The organism is Burkholderia sp. HI2500 (assembly GCF_002223055.1).
Classification (GTDB): domain Bacteria; phylum Pseudomonadota; class Gammaproteobacteria; order Burkholderiales; family Burkholderiaceae; genus Burkholderia.
This window is the reverse complement of sequence record NZ_NKFL01000004.1, coordinates 1686984-1702301: the sequence shown is the minus strand read 5'-3', so window position 1 is coordinate 1702301 and position 15318 is coordinate 1686984. Positions and strand designations below refer to the sequence as shown.

The following is a 15318-nucleotide window of genomic DNA, read 5'->3' as shown; positions in this document are numbered from 1 at the left end:
TTCACGTTCAGGTTGGCACCGAAAAACGGCCGCCGGGCAGGATGCGCGGGCGGCCGTTTTTGGAGTGCGGGGTGACGGTAATCAGCCGCCGCGGCGCATCAGGTCGAAGAACTCGGAGTTGCTCTTCGTCTGGCGGATCTTGTCGAGCAGGAATTCCATCGCTTCGACTTCGTCCATGTCGTGGATGAACTTGCGCAGCACCCAGATCTTCTGAAGGATCTCGGGCTTGATCAGCATTTCTTCGCGACGCGTGCCCGACTTGTTCAGGTTGATCGACGGATACACGCGCTTTTCCGCGAGACGGCGCTCGAGGTGCACTTCCATGTTGCCGGTGCCCTTGAACTCTTCGTAGATCACGTCGTCCATGCGGCTGCCGGTTTCGATCAGTGCGGTGCCGATGATCGTCAGCGAACCGCCTTCCTCGATGTTGCGCGCCGCGCCGAAGAAGCGCTTCGGACGCTGCAGTGCGTTCGCGTCGACACCACCCGTCAGCACCTTGCCCGATGCCGGGATCACGGTGTTGTACGCGCGTGCGAGACGCGTGATCGAGTCGAGCAGAATCACGACGTCGTGCTTCATTTCGACGAGGCGCTTGGCCTTCTCGATCACCATTTCGGCGACCTGGACGTGGCGCGTGGCCGGTTCGTCGAACGTCGATGCGATCACTTCGCCGGCGACCGAGCGCTGCATTTCGGTCACTTCTTCAGGGCGCTCGTCGATCAGCAGCACGAACAGGATCACGTCCGGGTGGTTCTGCTTGATCGCGTGTGCGATGTGCTGGAGCATCACGGTCTTGCCCGACTTCGGCGACGCGACGAGCAGGCCGCGCTGGCCCTTGCCGATCGGCGCGATCATGTCGATGATGCGGCCCGTGACGTTTTCCTCGCCGCGCATTTCGCGTTCGAGCGACAGCGGCTTGTTCGGGTGCAGCGGCGTGAGGTTCTCGAACATGATCTTGTGTTTCGAGGCCTCGGGCGGCTGCCCGTTGACTTTGTCGACCTTCACCAGCGCGAAGTAGCGCTCGCCGTCCTTCGGCGTGCGGACTTCACCTTCGATGGTGTCGCCGGTGTGCAGGTTGAAGCGGCGGATCTGCGACGGGCTGATGTAGATGTCGTCGGTGCTCGCGAGGTACGACATTTCCGGCGAGCGCAGGAAGCCGAAGCCGTCCGGCAGCACTTCGAGCGTACCGTCGCCGAAGATCGTCTCTCCCGTCTTGGCGCGCTTTTTAAGAATGGCAAACATCAACTCCTGCTTGCGCAGGCGGTTCGCGTTTTCGATCTCCAGGCCATTGGCCATTTCGATCAGTTCGGAGACGTGCAGAGACTTGAGCTCGGATAAATGCATACGGAGAACCCGCCAGGGAGGAGACGACGAAAGAAATAAAGGGAGGAGGGCGAGCGGAAGCGCTCAGAGACTTAAATGCGTCTTGTAGACGTTTTTTAATTCTAGCATAGGCCGATTCGCGCTTGAGCGAGCGATCGGCGGCTTGTCGACGGACGTGTTGCCGGCTGACAACACGTCCGCGGAACTGCCTGTATTACAGGTGGCTGTCCAGGAATGCGGTGAGCTGCGACTTCGACAGCGCGCCGACCTTCTGCGCGGCGGCCGCGCCGTTCTTGAACAGGATCAGCGTCGGGATGCCGCGCACGCCGAATTTCGCGGGCGTTGCCTGGTTGTCGTCGACGTTGATCTTCGCGATCTGCAGCTTGTCGCCGTAGTCCTTCGCGACTTCGTCGAGGATCGGGGCGATCATTTTGCACGGGCCGCACCATTCGGCCCAGAAATCGACGAGCACGGGCTTGTCGGATTTGACGACGTCCTGTTCGAACGATGCGTCGCTGATGTGTTTGATCTGTTCGCTCATTGGGTCAATACCTCTTACGGTTCGGGGACTGCCTGCTTGCGCGTTGCGGCGTACCGGCTGCCGTGGGCGGCCGGCCGCTGCGGCAGGTCACTCCACTCTCCGGAAAGGAGGCGTGTAAGCGCTGCATGCCGCGGCTCGCGGGTCGTTCGGGCGTCATATTAGCCTAAATTGCTATCTGCTGCGGGCGGCGATAGTAGCCGCTACGCGAGTAGGGGTACGACGCGACGTTCGACCGTTGTGTCCAGCAGGTGGAGGCCGGCTCGCAAATTACAAGGGGTGGACGCGCGGGCCATTCCCGTCGGGTGGGCTTCGTGGCCCGATGCGCGTCGGTTTGTCGGGTCATATTCGCATTGGTGCGAACAAACGGTCGCATTCATCCGGAAGCGGTGATAGAATATGCCGTGACGGGCCTCCTCGCATGGTGGGGCGGTGAACCTGGTCAGGTCGGGAACGAAGCAGCCACAATCGTTTTCCGCCAGTGCCGAGGGTTGGGCTCGTCACCTTCCATCTCGCCCCGTTCGCCGGGCGTTTTTTATTTCTGCATCCCACTCCGTTTTACCTGCGCGTTTGCCTGTCTTCCGCACCGTTTCGCGTGTCGGCGCGACGCAGCGTTACTGATACAATCTCCTGATGACCTATCAAGTTCTCGCACGCAAGTGGCGTCCGAAGGATTTCGCTTCGCTCGTCGGCCAGGAGCACGTCGTCAGGGCGCTCACGCACGCGCTCGACGGCGGGCGTCTCCATCACGCCTATCTGTTTACCGGAACCCGCGGTGTCGGCAAGACGACGCTGTCGCGGATCTTCGCCAAGGCACTCAATTGTGAAACCGGCGTCACGTCGCAGCCGTGCGGCGTGTGTCGCGCCTGTCGCGAGATCGACGAAGGGCGTTTCGTCGATTACGTCGAGATGGATGCCGCAAGCAACCGCGGCGTCGACGAAATGGCCGCGCTGCTCGAGCGCGCGGTGTACGCGCCCGTCGATGCGCGCTTCAAGGTCTACATGATCGACGAAGTGCACATGCTGACGAATCACGCGTTCAACGCGATGCTGAAGACGCTCGAAGAGCCGCCGCCGCACGTCAAGTTCATCCTCGCGACCACCGATCCGCAGAAAATCCCCGTCACCGTGCTGTCGCGCTGCCTGCAGTTCAACCTGAAGCAGATGCCGGCCGGGCACATCGTGTCGCATCTCGAACGGATCCTCGGCGAAGAGCAGATCACGTTCGAGCCGCAGGCGCTGCGCCTGCTCGCGCGCGCCGCACAGGGCAGCATGCGCGACGCGCTGTCCCTCACCGACCAGGCGATCGCCTATTCGGCCAACGAGGTGACCGAGTCGGCCGTGTCCGGCATGCTCGGCGCACTCGACCAGACTTACATGGTGCGCCTGCTCGACGCGCTCGCCGCGGGCGGCGGCCCGGAAATCCTCGCGATTGCCGACGAGATGTCGCTGCGCAGCCTGTCGTTCTCGACCGCGCTGCAGGATCTCGCGAGCCTGCTGCATCGCATCGCGTGGGCGCAGTTCGCGCCGGGCTCGGTGCTCGACGAATGGCCCGAAGCGGGCGACCTGCGCCGCTTCGCCGAGACGCTGAGCCCCGAGCAGGTCCAGTTGTTTTATCAGATCGCGACGGTCGGTCGCGCCGAGCTCGGCCTGGCGCCGGACGAGTACGCCGGTTTCACGATGACGCTGCTGCGGATGCTTGCGTTCGAGCCGGCGGTTGCCGCCGGCAGTGCGCCGGTGGGCCAGCCGTCCGCGCCGCGTGCGGTGCCGGGCCCGCGCGTGGCGGCGGCATCGGCCGCTGCGGCGAAGCCGGTATTGGCTGCACCTGCCGAAGCAATGCGGCCGCAGGCTATTGCCCCGGCAGCGCCCGCGGCACCGGTTGTGCGTGCAGCGCCGGTGCAGTCCGGCGACGAAACAGACCGGCCGGCCGTGAAACCGGCTGCCGTCGAAGCAGCCGCGCCGGCCCCGGTTGACGCGCCAGTCATCGAAACGCCGCAGCCGCAGACGGCTGCAGCACCGCAAGCGGAGCCGGCCGGCGATCACCCGACGCCTGTCCGCAAGGAACCCGAGCCGCCTGCTGCCGTTGCGCAGCGAAGTGACGAGCCGGCTGCGCCGGCCGAACCGATGCCGCGTGCTGCGCCGCCCGAGCCCGCCGCGCGTCCGGCGGCGCGTTCCGGAGGCGCCGCCGCCGCGCTCGACGTGTTGCGCAATGCGGGGATGCGCGTGTCGTCCGACCGCGGGCGTGCAGGCGCCGCCGCCGTGAAACCGGCAGCCCAGCCGGCCGCCGAGAAGCCGGCTGCGCCGCGTCCCGCTGCCGTCCAGGTGCCGACGCCGCGCGCTGCGGCCCGTGCGCCGCAGGCGGCCGATTCGCGCCAGGCGTCGCCGCCGTGGGAGGACATCCCGCCCGACGACTACGTGCCCCTCAGCGCCGACGAAATGTTCGGTGGCCCGTCCGACGATGGCTTCGTGCCGGTGTTCGACAGCGGCCCCGACGACGTGCGCGTCACGCCTCGGCCGGCGGAAACCCGTCCGTCCGCACCGGTCGACACGCGTCCGTTGCCGCCCGCGATTGCACTCGATCCGGTCGGTTTCGACGGCGAATGGCCGGCACTGGCCGCGCGGCTGCCGCTCAAGGGCGTCGCGTACCAGCTCGCGTTCAACAGCGAACTGACGGCCGTCGACGCGACGACGTTGAAACTTTCCGTGCCGGTGCCGCAATATGCGGACGCCGCGCAGGTGGCGAAGCTGAAGGCCGCGCTGGCCGATGCGCTCGGCAAGCAGGTCGAGGTGGCCGTCGAAGTCGGGCCCGCACGGCGTACGGCGGCGGCGCTCGATGCGGCCGCGCGCGCGGCGCGCCAGCGCGAGGCCGAGCAGGAGATTCACGGCGATCCGTTCGTGCAGCAGCTCGTGCGCGATTTCGGTGCGCGTATCGTCGAGGGTTCGGTGCGCCCGCTCGCCGACGCGGCGCCGGACGGGCCGCCGCCGACGCTGCATTGAACTGAGCGCCCCGCGACAGGCACAATCACGCCCACACATTGGCCGGCACGCGCCGCGTGCCGGTTTTCACACGATCAAGAAGGAGTATTCCCATGTTGAAAGGCAACCTCGCCGGACTGATGAAGCAAGCGCAGCAAATGCAGGAAAACATGAAGAAGATGCAGGAGCAGCTTGCGCTGATCGAAGTCGAAGGGCAGTCGGGCGCCGGTCTCGTCAAGGTGACGATGACGTGCCGCAACGAAGTGCGTCGCGTGTCGATCGACCCGAGCCTGCTCGCGGACGACAAGGACATGCTCGAGGATCTCGTCGCGGCCGCGTTCAACGACGCCGTGCGCAAGGCCGAAGCGACGTCGCAGGAAAAGATGAGCGGCATGACGTCGGGCCTGCCGTTGCCCCCGGGCTTCAAGCTGCCGTTCTGAGCGTAGCGTCCGTGTCATTTTTTGCTGCCGTATGAAACAGCCGTCCGCCCTGTCCGCGCTCGTCGAAGCGTTGCGCGTGCTGCCCGGCGTCGGGCCGAAATCCGCCCAGCGCATGGCGGTCCACCTGATGCAGCACGATCGGGAGGGCGCGGAGCGGCTCGGCCGGTCGCTGTTGTTCGCGACCGAGCACCTTCAGCACTGCGAGAAGTGCAACACGTTCACCGAAGCGCAGATCTGTGAGGTCTGCAGCGACGAAGAGCGTGATCCGACGCTGCTGTGCGTCGTCGAGACGCCTGCCGACCAGATCATGCTCGAGCAGACGATGACTTACCGCGGGTTGTATTTCGTGCTGATGGGCCGGCTGAGCCCGCTCGACGGGATCGGCCCGAAGGAAATCCATTTCGACCGCCTCGTGCGGCGCGCGTCCGATGGTGTTGTCAAGGAAGTCGTGCTCGCGACCAACTTCACGAACGAAGGCGAAGCCACCGCGCACTACCTCGGCCAGACGCTGAAGGCGCGCGGGCTCGCGGTCACGCGCCTCGCGCGCGGCGTGCCGGTGGGCGGCGAACTCGAGTACGTCGACGCGGGCACCATCGCCCGCGCGATGCTCGACCGCCGCACGATGTAAGCCGGGCGCCGCCGGCGGCGGCGCCGTTCCTCATGCCAGGGAGACACATGAGCACCAGCCAGGGCCCGCTCGCGGGCGTCAAAGTGCTCGAATTCGGAACGCTGATCGCGGGGCCGTTCGCGTCGCGGCTGTTCGCCGAATTCGGCGCGGAAGTGATCAAGATCGAGGATCCGAACGGTGGCGACCCGCTGCGCAAGTGGCGCAAGCTCCATCCGGAGCAGGGCGGCACGTCGCTGTGGTGGTCCGTCCAGGCGCGCAACAAGAAATCGGTCACGCTCAACCTGAAGGCCGACGCCGGCAAGGCGATCGCGCGGCAACTCGCGCGCGAAGCCGACATCGTGATCGAGAATTTCCGCCCGGGCCTGCTCGAAAAGCTCGGGCTCGGCTACGACGTGCTGTCGGCCGAGAACCCGGGCCTCGTGATGGTGCGCCTGTCCGGTTACGGGCAGACCGGCCCGTACCGCGACCGGCCCGGCTTCGGCGCGATTGCCGAATCGATGGGTGGGCTGCGTCACATCACCGGCTATCCCGAGCTGCCGCCGCCGCGCATCGGCATCTCGATCGGCGATTCGATCGCCGCGCTGCACGGCGTGATCGGCGCACTGATGGCGCTGCATCACCGCAAGGTCAACGGCGGTGCGGGGCAGGTGGTCGACGTTGCACTGTATGAAGCCGTCTTCAACATGATGGAAAGCGTGGTGCCCGAATACGGCGTGTACGGGATGGTGCGCGAGCGCACCGGCGCGTCGCTGCCGGGCATCGTGCCGTCGAATACGTATGCGTGCCGCGACGGCAGCATCGTGATCGGCGGCAACAGCGACCCGATCTTCAAGCGGTTGATGAAGGCGATCGAGCGCGACGACCTCGCCGACGATCCCGCGCTCGCGCAAAACGACGGGCGCGTGCCGCGCACACAGGAAATCGACGACGCGATTGCCGCGTGGCTTGCGCCGCGCACGATCGAAGAAGCACTCGTCGTGCTCAATGCGGCCGACGTGCCGGCCGGGCGCATCTACAGCGCCGCCGACATGTTTACCGATCCGCAGTTCGTCGCGCGGCAGATGATCCAGCGCTTCAAGCTGGCCGACGGCACCGACATCCCGCTGCCGAACATCACGCCGAAGCTGTCCGACACGCCGGGCGAAACGCGCTGGCTCGGGCCCGAACTCGGCGAGCATACGGACGAGGTGCTGCGCGGCCTCGGCTACGACGCGCCGGCGATTGCCGCACTGCGCGAAGCGGGCGCGATTTGAGCATCCTCGGGCCTGTCGCTTCGCGCCGGGCTCCCGGAACTGGGCATTCCCCAACGGCGACCCGTTAGCGGGGGAAAACCCGGGGCGGCGCGGCGTTTTCCTGAGCACGGGGAACGCCGCGCCGCAACGCAGCGACGCAGCGTGTCCGGGTGCCCGCAGCCGTCCATCCGCAGTCGCCGGACTGTCGCTCTCGCGCCATCTTTCCTCGGTTACAATCGCCGGATGCGAATCCTACTCAGCAACGACGACGGCTATCTCGCCCCCGGTCTCGCCGCGCTCAGCGACGCGCTGCAGCCGCTGGCCGAGCTCACGGTGATCGCGCCCGAGCAGAACTGCAGCGGCGCGTCGAATTCCCTCACGTTGTCGCGGCCGCTGTCGGTGCAGCGCGCGGCGAGTACGGGTTTCTTCTACGTGAACGGCACGCCGACCGATTCGGTACACGTCGCGTTGACGGGGATGGCCGACGCCAGGCCGGACCTCGTCGTTTCCGGGATCAACAACGGCCAGAACATGGGCGAAGACACGCTCTATTCGGGGACAGTTGCGGCCGCCACCGAAGGCATCATGTTCGGCGTGCCGGCCATCGCATTCTCGCTGGTCGACAAGGGCTGGGCCCATCTGGCGGACGCCGCGCGCGTCGCCGCGGAAATCGTCGAGCACTCTCTCGCGCATCCGCTGCCGGGCCAGCCGCTGCTCAACGTCAATATTCCGAACCTGCCGTACGACGAACTGAAAGGCTGGAAGGTCACGCGCCTCGGCAAGCGTCATCCGTCGCAGCCGGTGATCCGCCAGACCGACCCGCGCGGCGAACCGATCTACTGGATCGGCGCGGCGGGCGAAGCGCTGGACGCCAGCGACGGCACCGATTTTCACGCAGTGGCAAACGGTTTCGTGTCGATCACGCCGCTGCAGCTGGACCTCACGCACACGCAGATGCTGCCCGCGACGCGCGAATGGGCGCGCGCCGGAGGGCGGGCTTCATGAGCGGCGAGCGCGCGAAGCGGTTCCCGCTCGCGCTCGAAGATCTCAAGCGAGCGCCACGCAAGTCGGACGGTCGGGCCGGCGAACGCCATGCGGCGGTTGCGGTATCGAAGGCCGCCGACAAGCCTGCGGCCGTGCTGAAACCGGTTGCGGTGAAGCCTGCTGCGACGCGATCGGCGTTGCCCGGCTCCGCCGCCGCGAAGCCGGCGACCGCACCGAAGCCGACCGCACTGAAGCCCGCGATGCCGAAGCCGGCCGCACCGAGCGTCGCGCCGGCCGGCGCGTTCGCGCTCACGTCGGAACGTGTGCGCGAACGGATGGTCGAACGGCTGCGCGCGAACGGTGTGACCGACGCGCGTGTGCTGGAAGCGATGGCCGCGGTGCCGCGACACATGTTCGTGGATCCGGGCCTCGCAACGCAGGCCTACGAGGATTCGGCGTTGCCGATCGGCCACCAGCAGACCATTTCAAAGCCGTCGGTCGTCGCGCGCATGATCGAGCTTGCGATGGCCGGCCGCACGCTCGAGCGCGTCCTCGAGATCGGCACGGGCTGCGGCTATCAGGCCGCCGTGCTGAGCCACGTGGCACGCGACGTGTATTCGATTGAACGCATCAAGCCGCTCTACGAGCGCGCGAAGCTGAACCTGCGGCCGCTGCGCGTGCCGAACATCCGTCTGCACTACGGCGACGGGCGTGTCGGCCTGCCGTCCGCGGCCCCGTTCGACGCGATCGTGATCGCGGCGGCGGGGCTCGACGTGCCGCAGGCGCTGCTCGAGCAGCTCGCGATCGGCGGGCGGCTCGTCGCGCCCGTCGGCGCGCAAAGCGGGCAGCACCAGGTGCTCACGCTCGTCGAGCGCGTCGCGCATGCGCAATGGCGAGAGTCACGGCTTGATCGCGTTTTCTTTGTCCCTTTAAAATCCGGAGTAATTTGAAACCGATGAGTATGTTGCGCGCGATGCAAAACAACCGTTCCAGGGAACCGCTCACGCTCGCCCAGCGGGCGATCTGCGTAGCTGCGTTCTCCACGCTTCTGGCCGCCTGTGCGACGCGGCTCGACAACGCGCCCGTCGTCGATCGCTCCGGTTCGCTCGGCACGACCGGCACCGCGCAGCCCGCGGCGCCGCTTCCGCCGGCGCCGCCGGGTTACTACCGGGTGAAGCCGGGCGACACGCTGTACCGGATCGCACTCGAAAACGGGCAGAACTATCGCGACATCGCCGCGTGGAACAACCTGGCGAACCCGAATCAGATTGAAGTCGACCAGCTGCTGCGCGTTTCGCCGCAGGCCGGTGCCGCCGTTGCGGGCACGCAGGTCGCCGCACCGATCGCGGGCGCCGCCGTTGCGACCGCGCCGCTCAGCAGCGGCCCGGCAACGCCGGCCGCCGGCACGTCGTCGTCGGTCGCGACGCCGCCGGCCGCAGCAGCCGCATCGAGCGATACGGCTGCCGCGCCGAGCGGCCCCGTGACGTTCGCATGGCCCGCGCGCGGTCCCGTGCTGAACGGTTTCGACGACGCGAAGAACAAGGGCGTCAATATCGGCGGGTCGGCCGGCGAGACCGTGAAGGCGGCGGCCGACGGTCGCGTCGTCTACTCGGGCAATGGCCTGCGTGGCTACGGCAACCTCATTATCATCAAGCACGATGCAACTTACCTCACGGCGTATGCACACAATCGCGCTTTGATGGTAAAAGAGGGGGACGCGGTAACGAAGGGGCAGAAGATCGCCGAGATGGGGAACAGCGATTCCGACCGCGTGATGCTGCATTTCGAGGTTCGCCGGCAGGGTAAACCTGTCGATCCGCTGAAGTATTTGCCGCCTCAATAACCGAGACGACCATGCCGAAATCGAAGCGCCACGAGCCGCAAGCCGAGTCTGAGAAAATCAGTCGAGCCACGCAAGCATCGGTGGGGCGAGCTGGTGCTTCGACGGACGACGAAGACGACGTCGCGGACAACGAGCGTGACCTCGAGGCACGCGACGCCGACGCGGACGGTGGCGACGACGAGCGCGAAGGCCGTGCCGAGGCGGCGCCCGATGTCGACGATTTCCGCACGATGCTGCAGGCCGAGCTCACGGCCGACACGATCCAGCATTACCTGAACCGCATCAGCGTGAAGCCGTTGCTCACCGTCGAGGAGGAGCAGCGCTATTCGCGTCTGGCCAAGGCCGGCGAATTCGAGGCGCGGCAGGTGATGATCGAGCGCAACCTGCGTCTCGTCGTCAGCATCGCGAAGGGGTATCTGAACCGTGGCGTGCCGCTGCTCGACCTGATCGAGGAAGGCAACCTCGGCCTGATGCATGCCATCGAGAAATTCGACCCGACGCGCGGCTTCCGTTTCTCGACCTACGCGACGTGGTGGATCCGGCAGAGCATCGAGCGCGCGATCATGAACCAGGCCCGCACGGTGCGCCTGCCGGTGCACGTGATCCGCGAACTGAACCAGGTGCTGCGCGCGAAGCGCCACCTCGAAAAGAACTCGATGTCGACGGGTGAAGCGGCTGAGCGCCGCGAAGCCAGCATCGACGACATCGCCTATCTCACCGGCAAGACCGCCGAGGAAGTCACCGACATCCTTGCGCTCAACGAGCACACGGCGTCGCTCGACGCGCCGCTCGACCTCGATCCCGCGAGCAGCCTGCTCGACCTGCTGCCCGACGACCAGAGCCAGTCGCCCGACGCGGAGGTTCAGCACCGCGAGCTCGAGACGCTGACGCGCGCGTGGCTGTCGCGGCTGTCCGACAAGCATCGGCATGTGATCGAGCGCCGCTTCGGCCTGAACCACATCGAACCGGCAACGCTCGAGGAGCTGGCCGACGAAATGGGGCTCACGCGTGAGCGCGTGCGCCAGATCCAGCAGGAAGCGCTGGTGCGCCTCAAGCGGTTTTTCGCCTCCAACGGCGTGCGCAAGGACGCCGTTCTGTAACTGATGACTCCGATTCTTGTTTTTGACATCGAGACGATTCCCGATGTCGACGGCATTCGCCGTCTGGAAGACCTGCCCGCGACACTCGACGATGCCGCGGTGGCCGAGCATGCATTCGCGGCCCGCCGCGAGAAGACCGGCGGCGATTTCCTGCCGCACCACCTGCAGCGCATCGCGGCGATTTCATGCGTGTTCCGCGACAACAACGGTTTTCGTGTGCGCTCGCTCGGCACGCCGCAGGACAACGAAGCGACGCTGATCCAGTCGTTCTACCGCGTGATCGAGAAATACACGCCGCAGCTCGTGTCGTGGAACGGCGGCGGTTTCGATCTGCCGGTGCTCCATTACCGCGCGCTCGTGCACGGCATCCCCGCGAGCCGCTACTGGGATCTCGGCGAGGACGATCGCGATTTCAAGTGGAACAACTACATCTCGCGCTACCACTCGCGGCACACCGACCTGATGGATGTGCTCGCGATGTATCAGGCGCGCGCGAATGCGCCGCTCGACGCGCTCGCGAAGATGTGCGGCTTTCCGGGCAAGCTCGGCATGGACGGCAGCCAGGTGTGGCCGGCGTTCCAGGCCGGGCGGATCGAGGAAATCCGCAACTATTGCGAAACCGACGTCGTCAATACCTACCTGCTGTACTGCCGGTTCCAGTTGATGCGCGGCGGCCTGACGCCGAGCGAGTATGCGGACGAGATCCTGCTCGTGAAGAACTCGCTTGCACAGGAGCCCGCGTCGCACTGGGCCGAATACCTGGCCGGTTTCGACGCATAGCGCGGGCGAGGTGCGCTGCGGCCGGCGGCGCGATCATGCCAGGTCGAGCAGCACCGGCTGGTGATCGGACGCGCGCACGTCGCCGTCGATTTCACAGCGCGTAACGCGCGGCAGCAGCGTATCGGTCACGAACACGAAATCGCACGCGAGCGGCCCCTCCGACCATTGCACCGTGTCGTAGACACCCGCCGTCGGCGGTGGCATGCGGCCCGGGTGTCGCGCGACCCATGTGTCGATGAAGCACGGCGCGTCCGGGATCGGCTCCAGGAGTCGGCAATAGGCGTCACTGCCGAACGCGCTGTTGAAGTCGCCGCAGACGATCGCATCGCATGGCTGGCCGGTTGCGCTGAACGGCCCCTCGGCGGTTTCGGCGGGCGCCGGTCGTGCCGCATGCGCGCAGGCCTCGCGGTGCCGGTCGCGCAATGCGTCGACCTGGGCGAGCCGCTGGCGCGCCGAATAATATTCCAGATGCGTGGTGACCACCCGCAGTGGCCCGAAGGGCGTCTGCAACTCGACGTCGAGCGCGACGCGCGGCATCGACGGCGCGCCGGCGTCGGCCGGCCACGGCAGCAACTGGCGGAGCACGCGCCCGACCGGCAGGCGGGTCGCGATTGCGTTGCCGAACTGGCGGCGCGGTGCGCCGGTTTCAATGGGCGGCAAGTCGGCACCGATCGCGTCGACGATCGTATATCCGGGCAGCAGCGCCGCGAGTTCGGCGAACTGGTCGGCGCCGGGCCGCCCGGGCAGTGCGCCAAAGCCGCGCGTGACTTCCTGCAGGCACAGCACGTCGAAGTCGCCGAGCGCGCGGATCGCCGCGACGGTACGCGACAGATCGACGATGCCGTCCGCGTCCCGACCCCATTGGATGTTCCAGTCGATCAGTTGCATGGTCGAATCTCCTGTCGGGCGGATCTCGAGCCAGGGCGTACCTGAGTCGGCGCCGCGGTCCACGTGGCCGCTGGCGCTCTCGGGCCCGCCTGTCCGGCCGTTCCGGCGCCATCCCGGGCCGTCTATGCTTAAGTATCGGCGCTTGGCGCATGCAAAGCGGGCGATGCGGGCCCGCGTCGTCTACAATCTCGCCTTCTTCAACGTTTGTCAGGAAAAGCTGGTGTCCGAAGCCGCCCCCACTTCTGCGCGCAAATCAAGAAACGCGCCCGTCGCGCCCGGAATCGCCCCGGTCCTCGAGATCGAATCGCTCGACATGGAAGCGCGCGGTGTCGGCCGCACGATCACCGAGGACGGTGAACCGGGCAAGGTCATCTTCGTCGAGGGCGCGCTGCCGGGCGAGCGCGTGACCTATTCGAGCTTCCGCCGCAAGCCGAGCTACGAGCAGGCGACGGTCGTCGACATTCTGCGCCCGAGCGTGATGCGCACGAAGCCGAAATGCGCGTTCTTCGGCACCTGCGGCGGCTGCTCGATGCAGCATCTCGACATGCGTGCGCAGGTGGCGGTCAAGCAGCGCGTGCTCGAAGACAATCTGTGGCACCTGGCGAAGCTGCGCGCGGAAACGATGTTCGCGCCGATTCACGGCCCGTCGTGGGGTTATCGCTACCGCGCCCGCCTGACCGTGCGCAACGTCGCGAAGAAGGGCGGCGTGCTGGTCGGGTTCCACGAGAAGAAGAGCAGCTACGTCGCCGACATGACGAGCTGCGAAGTGCTGCCGCCGCACGTGTCGGCGATGCTCGTGCCGCTGCGCCGGCTGGTCGAGGGGTTGTCGATCCGCGATCGGATGCCGCAGATCGAGCTCGCGGTCGGTTCGGAAGTCACGGCGCTCGTGCTGCGCGTGCTGGAGCCGATCAACGCGGACGACGAAGCGCTGCTGCGCGCGTTCGCGGACGAGCACAAGGTGCAGTTCTGGCTGCAGCCGAAAGGGCCGGACACGGTGACGCCGTTCTATCCGCTCGACGTGTCGCTCGACTACACGCTGCCGGAATTCGGCATCCGCATGCCGTTCAAGCCGACCGATTTCACGCAGGTCAACCATCAGATCAACCGCGTGCTGGTGGGCCGCGCGCTGCGCCTGCTCGCGCCGTCGCGCGACGACCGCGTGCTCGACCTGTTCTGCGGGATCGGCAACTTCACGCTGCCGCTCGCGCGGCTGTCGCGCGAGGTGATGGGCATCGAAGGCAGCGATACGCTGACGACGCGCGCGCTGGCGAATGCGCGCGAGAACGGTGTCGACGGCCACACGACGTTCGCATGCCGGAACCTGTTCGAAGTGACGGGCGACGACATGCGTGCGCTCGGCGCATTCGACAAGTTCCTGATCGACCCGCCGCGCGAAGGCGCGCTCGCGGTGTCGAAGGCGCTGGCCGAGATCGCGCAGAGCGGCGAAGGTCCGCTGCCGAAGCGCATCGTGTACGTGTCGTGCAACCCGTCGACGCTGGCGCGCGACGCAGGCCTGCTCGTGCACGAGGCCGGCTACCGCCTGAAGGGCGCCGGTGTCGTGAACATGTTCCCGAATACGTCGCACGTCGAATCGATCGCGCTGTTCGAGCGCGACTGAGTCAGGCGGCGGACGTAAAAAAACCGGCCCGCGGGCCGGTTTTTTCATGGCGTGTAGCGAACGTCAGTTGCGGTTGCCGCCGAAGATGCCGAGCAGTGCGAGCAGGTTCGTGAACACGTTGTACAGGTCGAGGTAGATCGCGAGCGTGGCCGAGATGTAGTTCGTCTCGCCGCCGTTCACGACGCGCTGGACGTCGAACAGCATGTAGGCGGAGAAGATCGCGATCGCGAGCACCGACACGGTGAGCATCAGCGCGGGGAGTTGCAGGAAGATGTTCGCGACCGATGCGAGCAGGATCACGATCACGCCCATGAACAGCCACTTGCCGAGCCCCGAGAAGTCACGCTTGCTGACGGTGGCGATCGTCGCCATCGCGGCGAAGATGATGCCGGTGCCGCCGAACGCGAGCATGATCAACGACGGGCCGTTCGAGAAGCCGAGGATGAAGCTCAGCAACCGCGACAGCATCAGGCCCATGAAGAACGTGAAGCCGAGCAGCACGAATACGCCCGCTGCGCTGTTTTTGGTCCGCTCGATCGCGAACATGAAGCCGAACGCGATCGCGAAGAACGCGAGCAGGCTCATCATCGGGCTCGTGGCCGCGAACAGCGAGAAGCCCGTCGCGACGCCGACCCAGGCGCCCAGCACGGTCGGCACCATCGACAGCGCGAGCAGCCAGTACGTGTTCCGCAGCACGCGGTTGCGAACCTCGGCGGTGCTGACGGAACCGCCGCGGCCGAAATTGTACGGATAGTCGTTCATGGTTTCTCCTAACATTGAACGCGTGGGCGTCCGGGGCCGGTTCGGCACACGCGGTGTGCGGCGCAGCAAACCGGAGCAGCTATGGCTAAGATACGTTCCGTGCCGGGAGGTTTCAATGGCCAGGCGGCACAAAACATATGGATTCGGAACCTTTCACGTGTGTAAGGGTTCAATCGCAATGATACACGGGATCGTGCTACAATAGC

At 66.4% G+C, this 15318-nt stretch carries 14 protein-coding genes and 1 other RNA gene; 11 read left to right on the top strand and 4 right to left on the bottom strand.

The features are described 5' to 3' along the window. Window positions 1-81: 81 nt before the first annotated feature. Both rho and trxA read right to left on the bottom strand, forming a co-directional pair. Window positions 82-1344 (bottom strand): transcription termination factor Rho, encoded by a 1263-nt coding sequence (gene rho / locus CFB45_RS10595; protein WP_006478662.1) that lies wholly within the window; start codon window positions 1342-1344, stop codon window positions 82-84. A 193-nt stretch (window positions 1345-1537) separates the two neighbouring features. Next, window positions 1538-1864 carry a thioredoxin TrxA gene (gene trxA, locus CFB45_RS10590; RefSeq protein WP_006402348.1) on the bottom strand — a complete coding sequence of 109 codons (327 nt, stop codon included), beginning with the start codon at window positions 1862-1864 and terminating at the stop codon, window positions 1538-1540. 403 nt (window positions 1865-2267) lie between these two features. On the opposite strand from trxA, the gene ffs reads away from it, so the two are divergent. The 10 genes from ffs to CFB45_RS10540 all read left to right on the top strand — a co-directional run bounded on the left by ffs (window position 2268) and on the right by CFB45_RS10540 (window position 11844). After that, window positions 2268-2366: signal recognition particle sRNA small type (gene ffs, locus CFB45_RS10585), an RNA gene on the top strand. A gap of 128 nt (window positions 2367-2494) precedes the next feature. Continuing rightward, window positions 2495-4858: a DNA polymerase III subunit gamma/tau gene (locus CFB45_RS10580; RefSeq protein WP_089425564.1), complete on the top strand. Its 2364-nt coding sequence runs from the start codon at window positions 2495-2497 to the stop codon at window positions 4856-4858. Window positions 4859-4950: 92 nt separating this feature from the next. Continuing rightward, window positions 4951-5277: a YbaB/EbfC family nucleoid-associated protein gene (locus tag CFB45_RS10575; protein WP_006482124.1), complete on the top strand. Its 327-nt coding sequence runs from the start codon at window positions 4951-4953 to the stop codon at window positions 5275-5277. A 31-nt stretch (window positions 5278-5308) separates the two neighbouring features. Then, entirely contained in the window at window positions 5309-5905 is a 597-nt protein-coding gene (gene recR, locus CFB45_RS10570; RefSeq protein WP_006478665.1) for a recombination mediator RecR, read from the top strand. A 47-nt stretch (window positions 5906-5952) separates the two neighbouring features. After that, window positions 5953-7158 (top strand): CaiB/BaiF CoA transferase family protein, encoded by a 1206-nt coding sequence (locus tag CFB45_RS10565; protein WP_089425563.1) that lies wholly within the window; start codon window positions 5953-5955, stop codon window positions 7156-7158. Window positions 7159-7380: 222 nt separating this feature from the next. Then, on the top strand, window positions 7381-8142 hold the full coding sequence (gene surE, locus CFB45_RS10560; protein ID WP_089425562.1) for a 5'/3'-nucleotidase SurE: 762 nt from the start codon (window positions 7381-7383) through the stop codon (window positions 8140-8142). Then, window positions 8139-9071, top strand: coding sequence for a protein-L-isoaspartate(D-aspartate) O-methyltransferase (locus CFB45_RS10555; RefSeq protein WP_089425935.1), 933 nt, complete (start codon window positions 8139-8141; stop codon window positions 9069-9071). Before surE ends, CFB45_RS10555 begins: the two co-directional genes overlap by 4 nt. A gap of 5 nt (window positions 9072-9076) precedes the next feature. Beyond that, a complete protein-coding gene (locus CFB45_RS10550) occupies window positions 9077-9964 on the top strand; it encodes a peptidoglycan DD-metalloendopeptidase family protein (RefSeq protein ID WP_069248110.1) in 888 nt (295 codons plus the stop codon). A gap of 11 nt (window positions 9965-9975) precedes the next feature. Next, window positions 9976-11064: an RNA polymerase sigma factor RpoS gene (gene rpoS / locus CFB45_RS10545; RefSeq protein ID WP_089425561.1), complete on the top strand. Its 1089-nt coding sequence runs from the start codon at window positions 9976-9978 to the stop codon at window positions 11062-11064. A 3-nt stretch (window positions 11065-11067) separates the two neighbouring features. Then, window positions 11068-11844 (top strand): 3'-5' exonuclease, encoded by a 777-nt coding sequence (locus CFB45_RS10540; RefSeq protein WP_039360281.1) that lies wholly within the window; start codon window positions 11068-11070, stop codon window positions 11842-11844. Between the two features lie 33 nt (window positions 11845-11877). Here the strand turns inward: CFB45_RS10540 and CFB45_RS10535 are convergent, their stop codons facing one another. After that, entirely contained in the window at window positions 11878-12732 is an 855-nt protein-coding gene (locus CFB45_RS10535) for an endonuclease/exonuclease/phosphatase family protein (protein ID WP_089425560.1), read from the bottom strand. 163 nt (window positions 12733-12895) lie between these two features. Here CFB45_RS10535 and rlmD point away from each other — a divergent pair, with 163 nt between their 5' ends. Next, a complete protein-coding gene (gene rlmD, locus CFB45_RS10530; protein WP_306427029.1) occupies window positions 12896-14350 on the top strand; it encodes a 23S rRNA (uracil(1939)-C(5))-methyltransferase RlmD in 1455 nt (484 codons plus the stop codon). Between the two features lie 63 nt (window positions 14351-14413). Here the strand turns inward: rlmD and CFB45_RS10525 are convergent, their stop codons facing one another. Continuing rightward, window positions 14414-15112, bottom strand: a complete 699-nt coding sequence (locus tag CFB45_RS10525) for a Bax inhibitor-1/YccA family protein (protein WP_006761414.1) — start codon at window positions 15110-15112, stop codon at window positions 14414-14416. Between the last annotated feature and the right edge of the window lie 206 nt (window positions 15113-15318).

Excerpts from the sequence above, each read along its gene's own strand:
- rho (WP_006478662.1), bottom strand. The coding sequence starts at position 1,344 with ATGCATTTATCCGAGCTCAAGTCTCTGCACGTCTCCGAACTGATCGAA.
- CFB45_RS10555 (WP_089425935.1), top strand. The coding sequence starts at position 8,139 with ATGAGCGGCGAGCGCGCGAAGCGGTTCCCGCTCGCGCTCGAAGATCTC.
- recR (WP_006478665.1), top strand. The coding sequence starts at position 5,309 with ATGAAACAGCCGTCCGCCCTGTCCGCGCTCGTCGAAGCGTTGCGCGTG.
- CFB45_RS10575 (WP_006482124.1), top strand. The coding sequence starts at position 4,951 with ATGTTGAAAGGCAACCTCGCCGGACTGATGAAGCAAGCGCAGCAAATG.
- CFB45_RS10550 (WP_069248110.1), top strand. The coding sequence starts at position 9,077 with ATGAGTATGTTGCGCGCGATGCAAAACAACCGTTCCAGGGAACCGCTC.
- rpoS (WP_089425561.1), top strand. The coding sequence starts at position 9,976 with ATGCCGAAATCGAAGCGCCACGAGCCGCAAGCCGAGTCTGAGAAAATC.
- CFB45_RS10580 (WP_089425564.1), top strand. The coding sequence starts at position 2,495 with ATGACCTATCAAGTTCTCGCACGCAAGTGGCGTCCGAAGGATTTCGCT.
- CFB45_RS10540 (WP_039360281.1), top strand. The coding sequence starts at position 11,068 with ATGACTCCGATTCTTGTTTTTGACATCGAGACGATTCCCGATGTCGAC.
- trxA (WP_006402348.1), bottom strand. The coding sequence starts at position 1,864 with ATGAGCGAACAGATCAAACACATCAGCGACGCATCGTTCGAACAGGAC.
- CFB45_RS10565 (WP_089425563.1), top strand. The coding sequence starts at position 5,953 with ATGAGCACCAGCCAGGGCCCGCTCGCGGGCGTCAAAGTGCTCGAATTC.
- CFB45_RS10535 (WP_089425560.1), bottom strand. The coding sequence starts at position 12,732 with ATGCAACTGATCGACTGGAACATCCAATGGGGTCGGGACGCGGACGGC.
- rlmD (WP_306427029.1), top strand. The coding sequence starts at position 12,896 with ATGCGGGCCCGCGTCGTCTACAATCTCGCCTTCTTCAACGTTTGTCAG.
- CFB45_RS10525 (WP_006761414.1), bottom strand. The coding sequence starts at position 15,112 with ATGAACGACTATCCGTACAATTTCGGCCGCGGCGGTTCCGTCAGCACC.
- surE (WP_089425562.1), top strand. The coding sequence starts at position 7,381 with ATGCGAATCCTACTCAGCAACGACGACGGCTATCTCGCCCCCGGTCTC.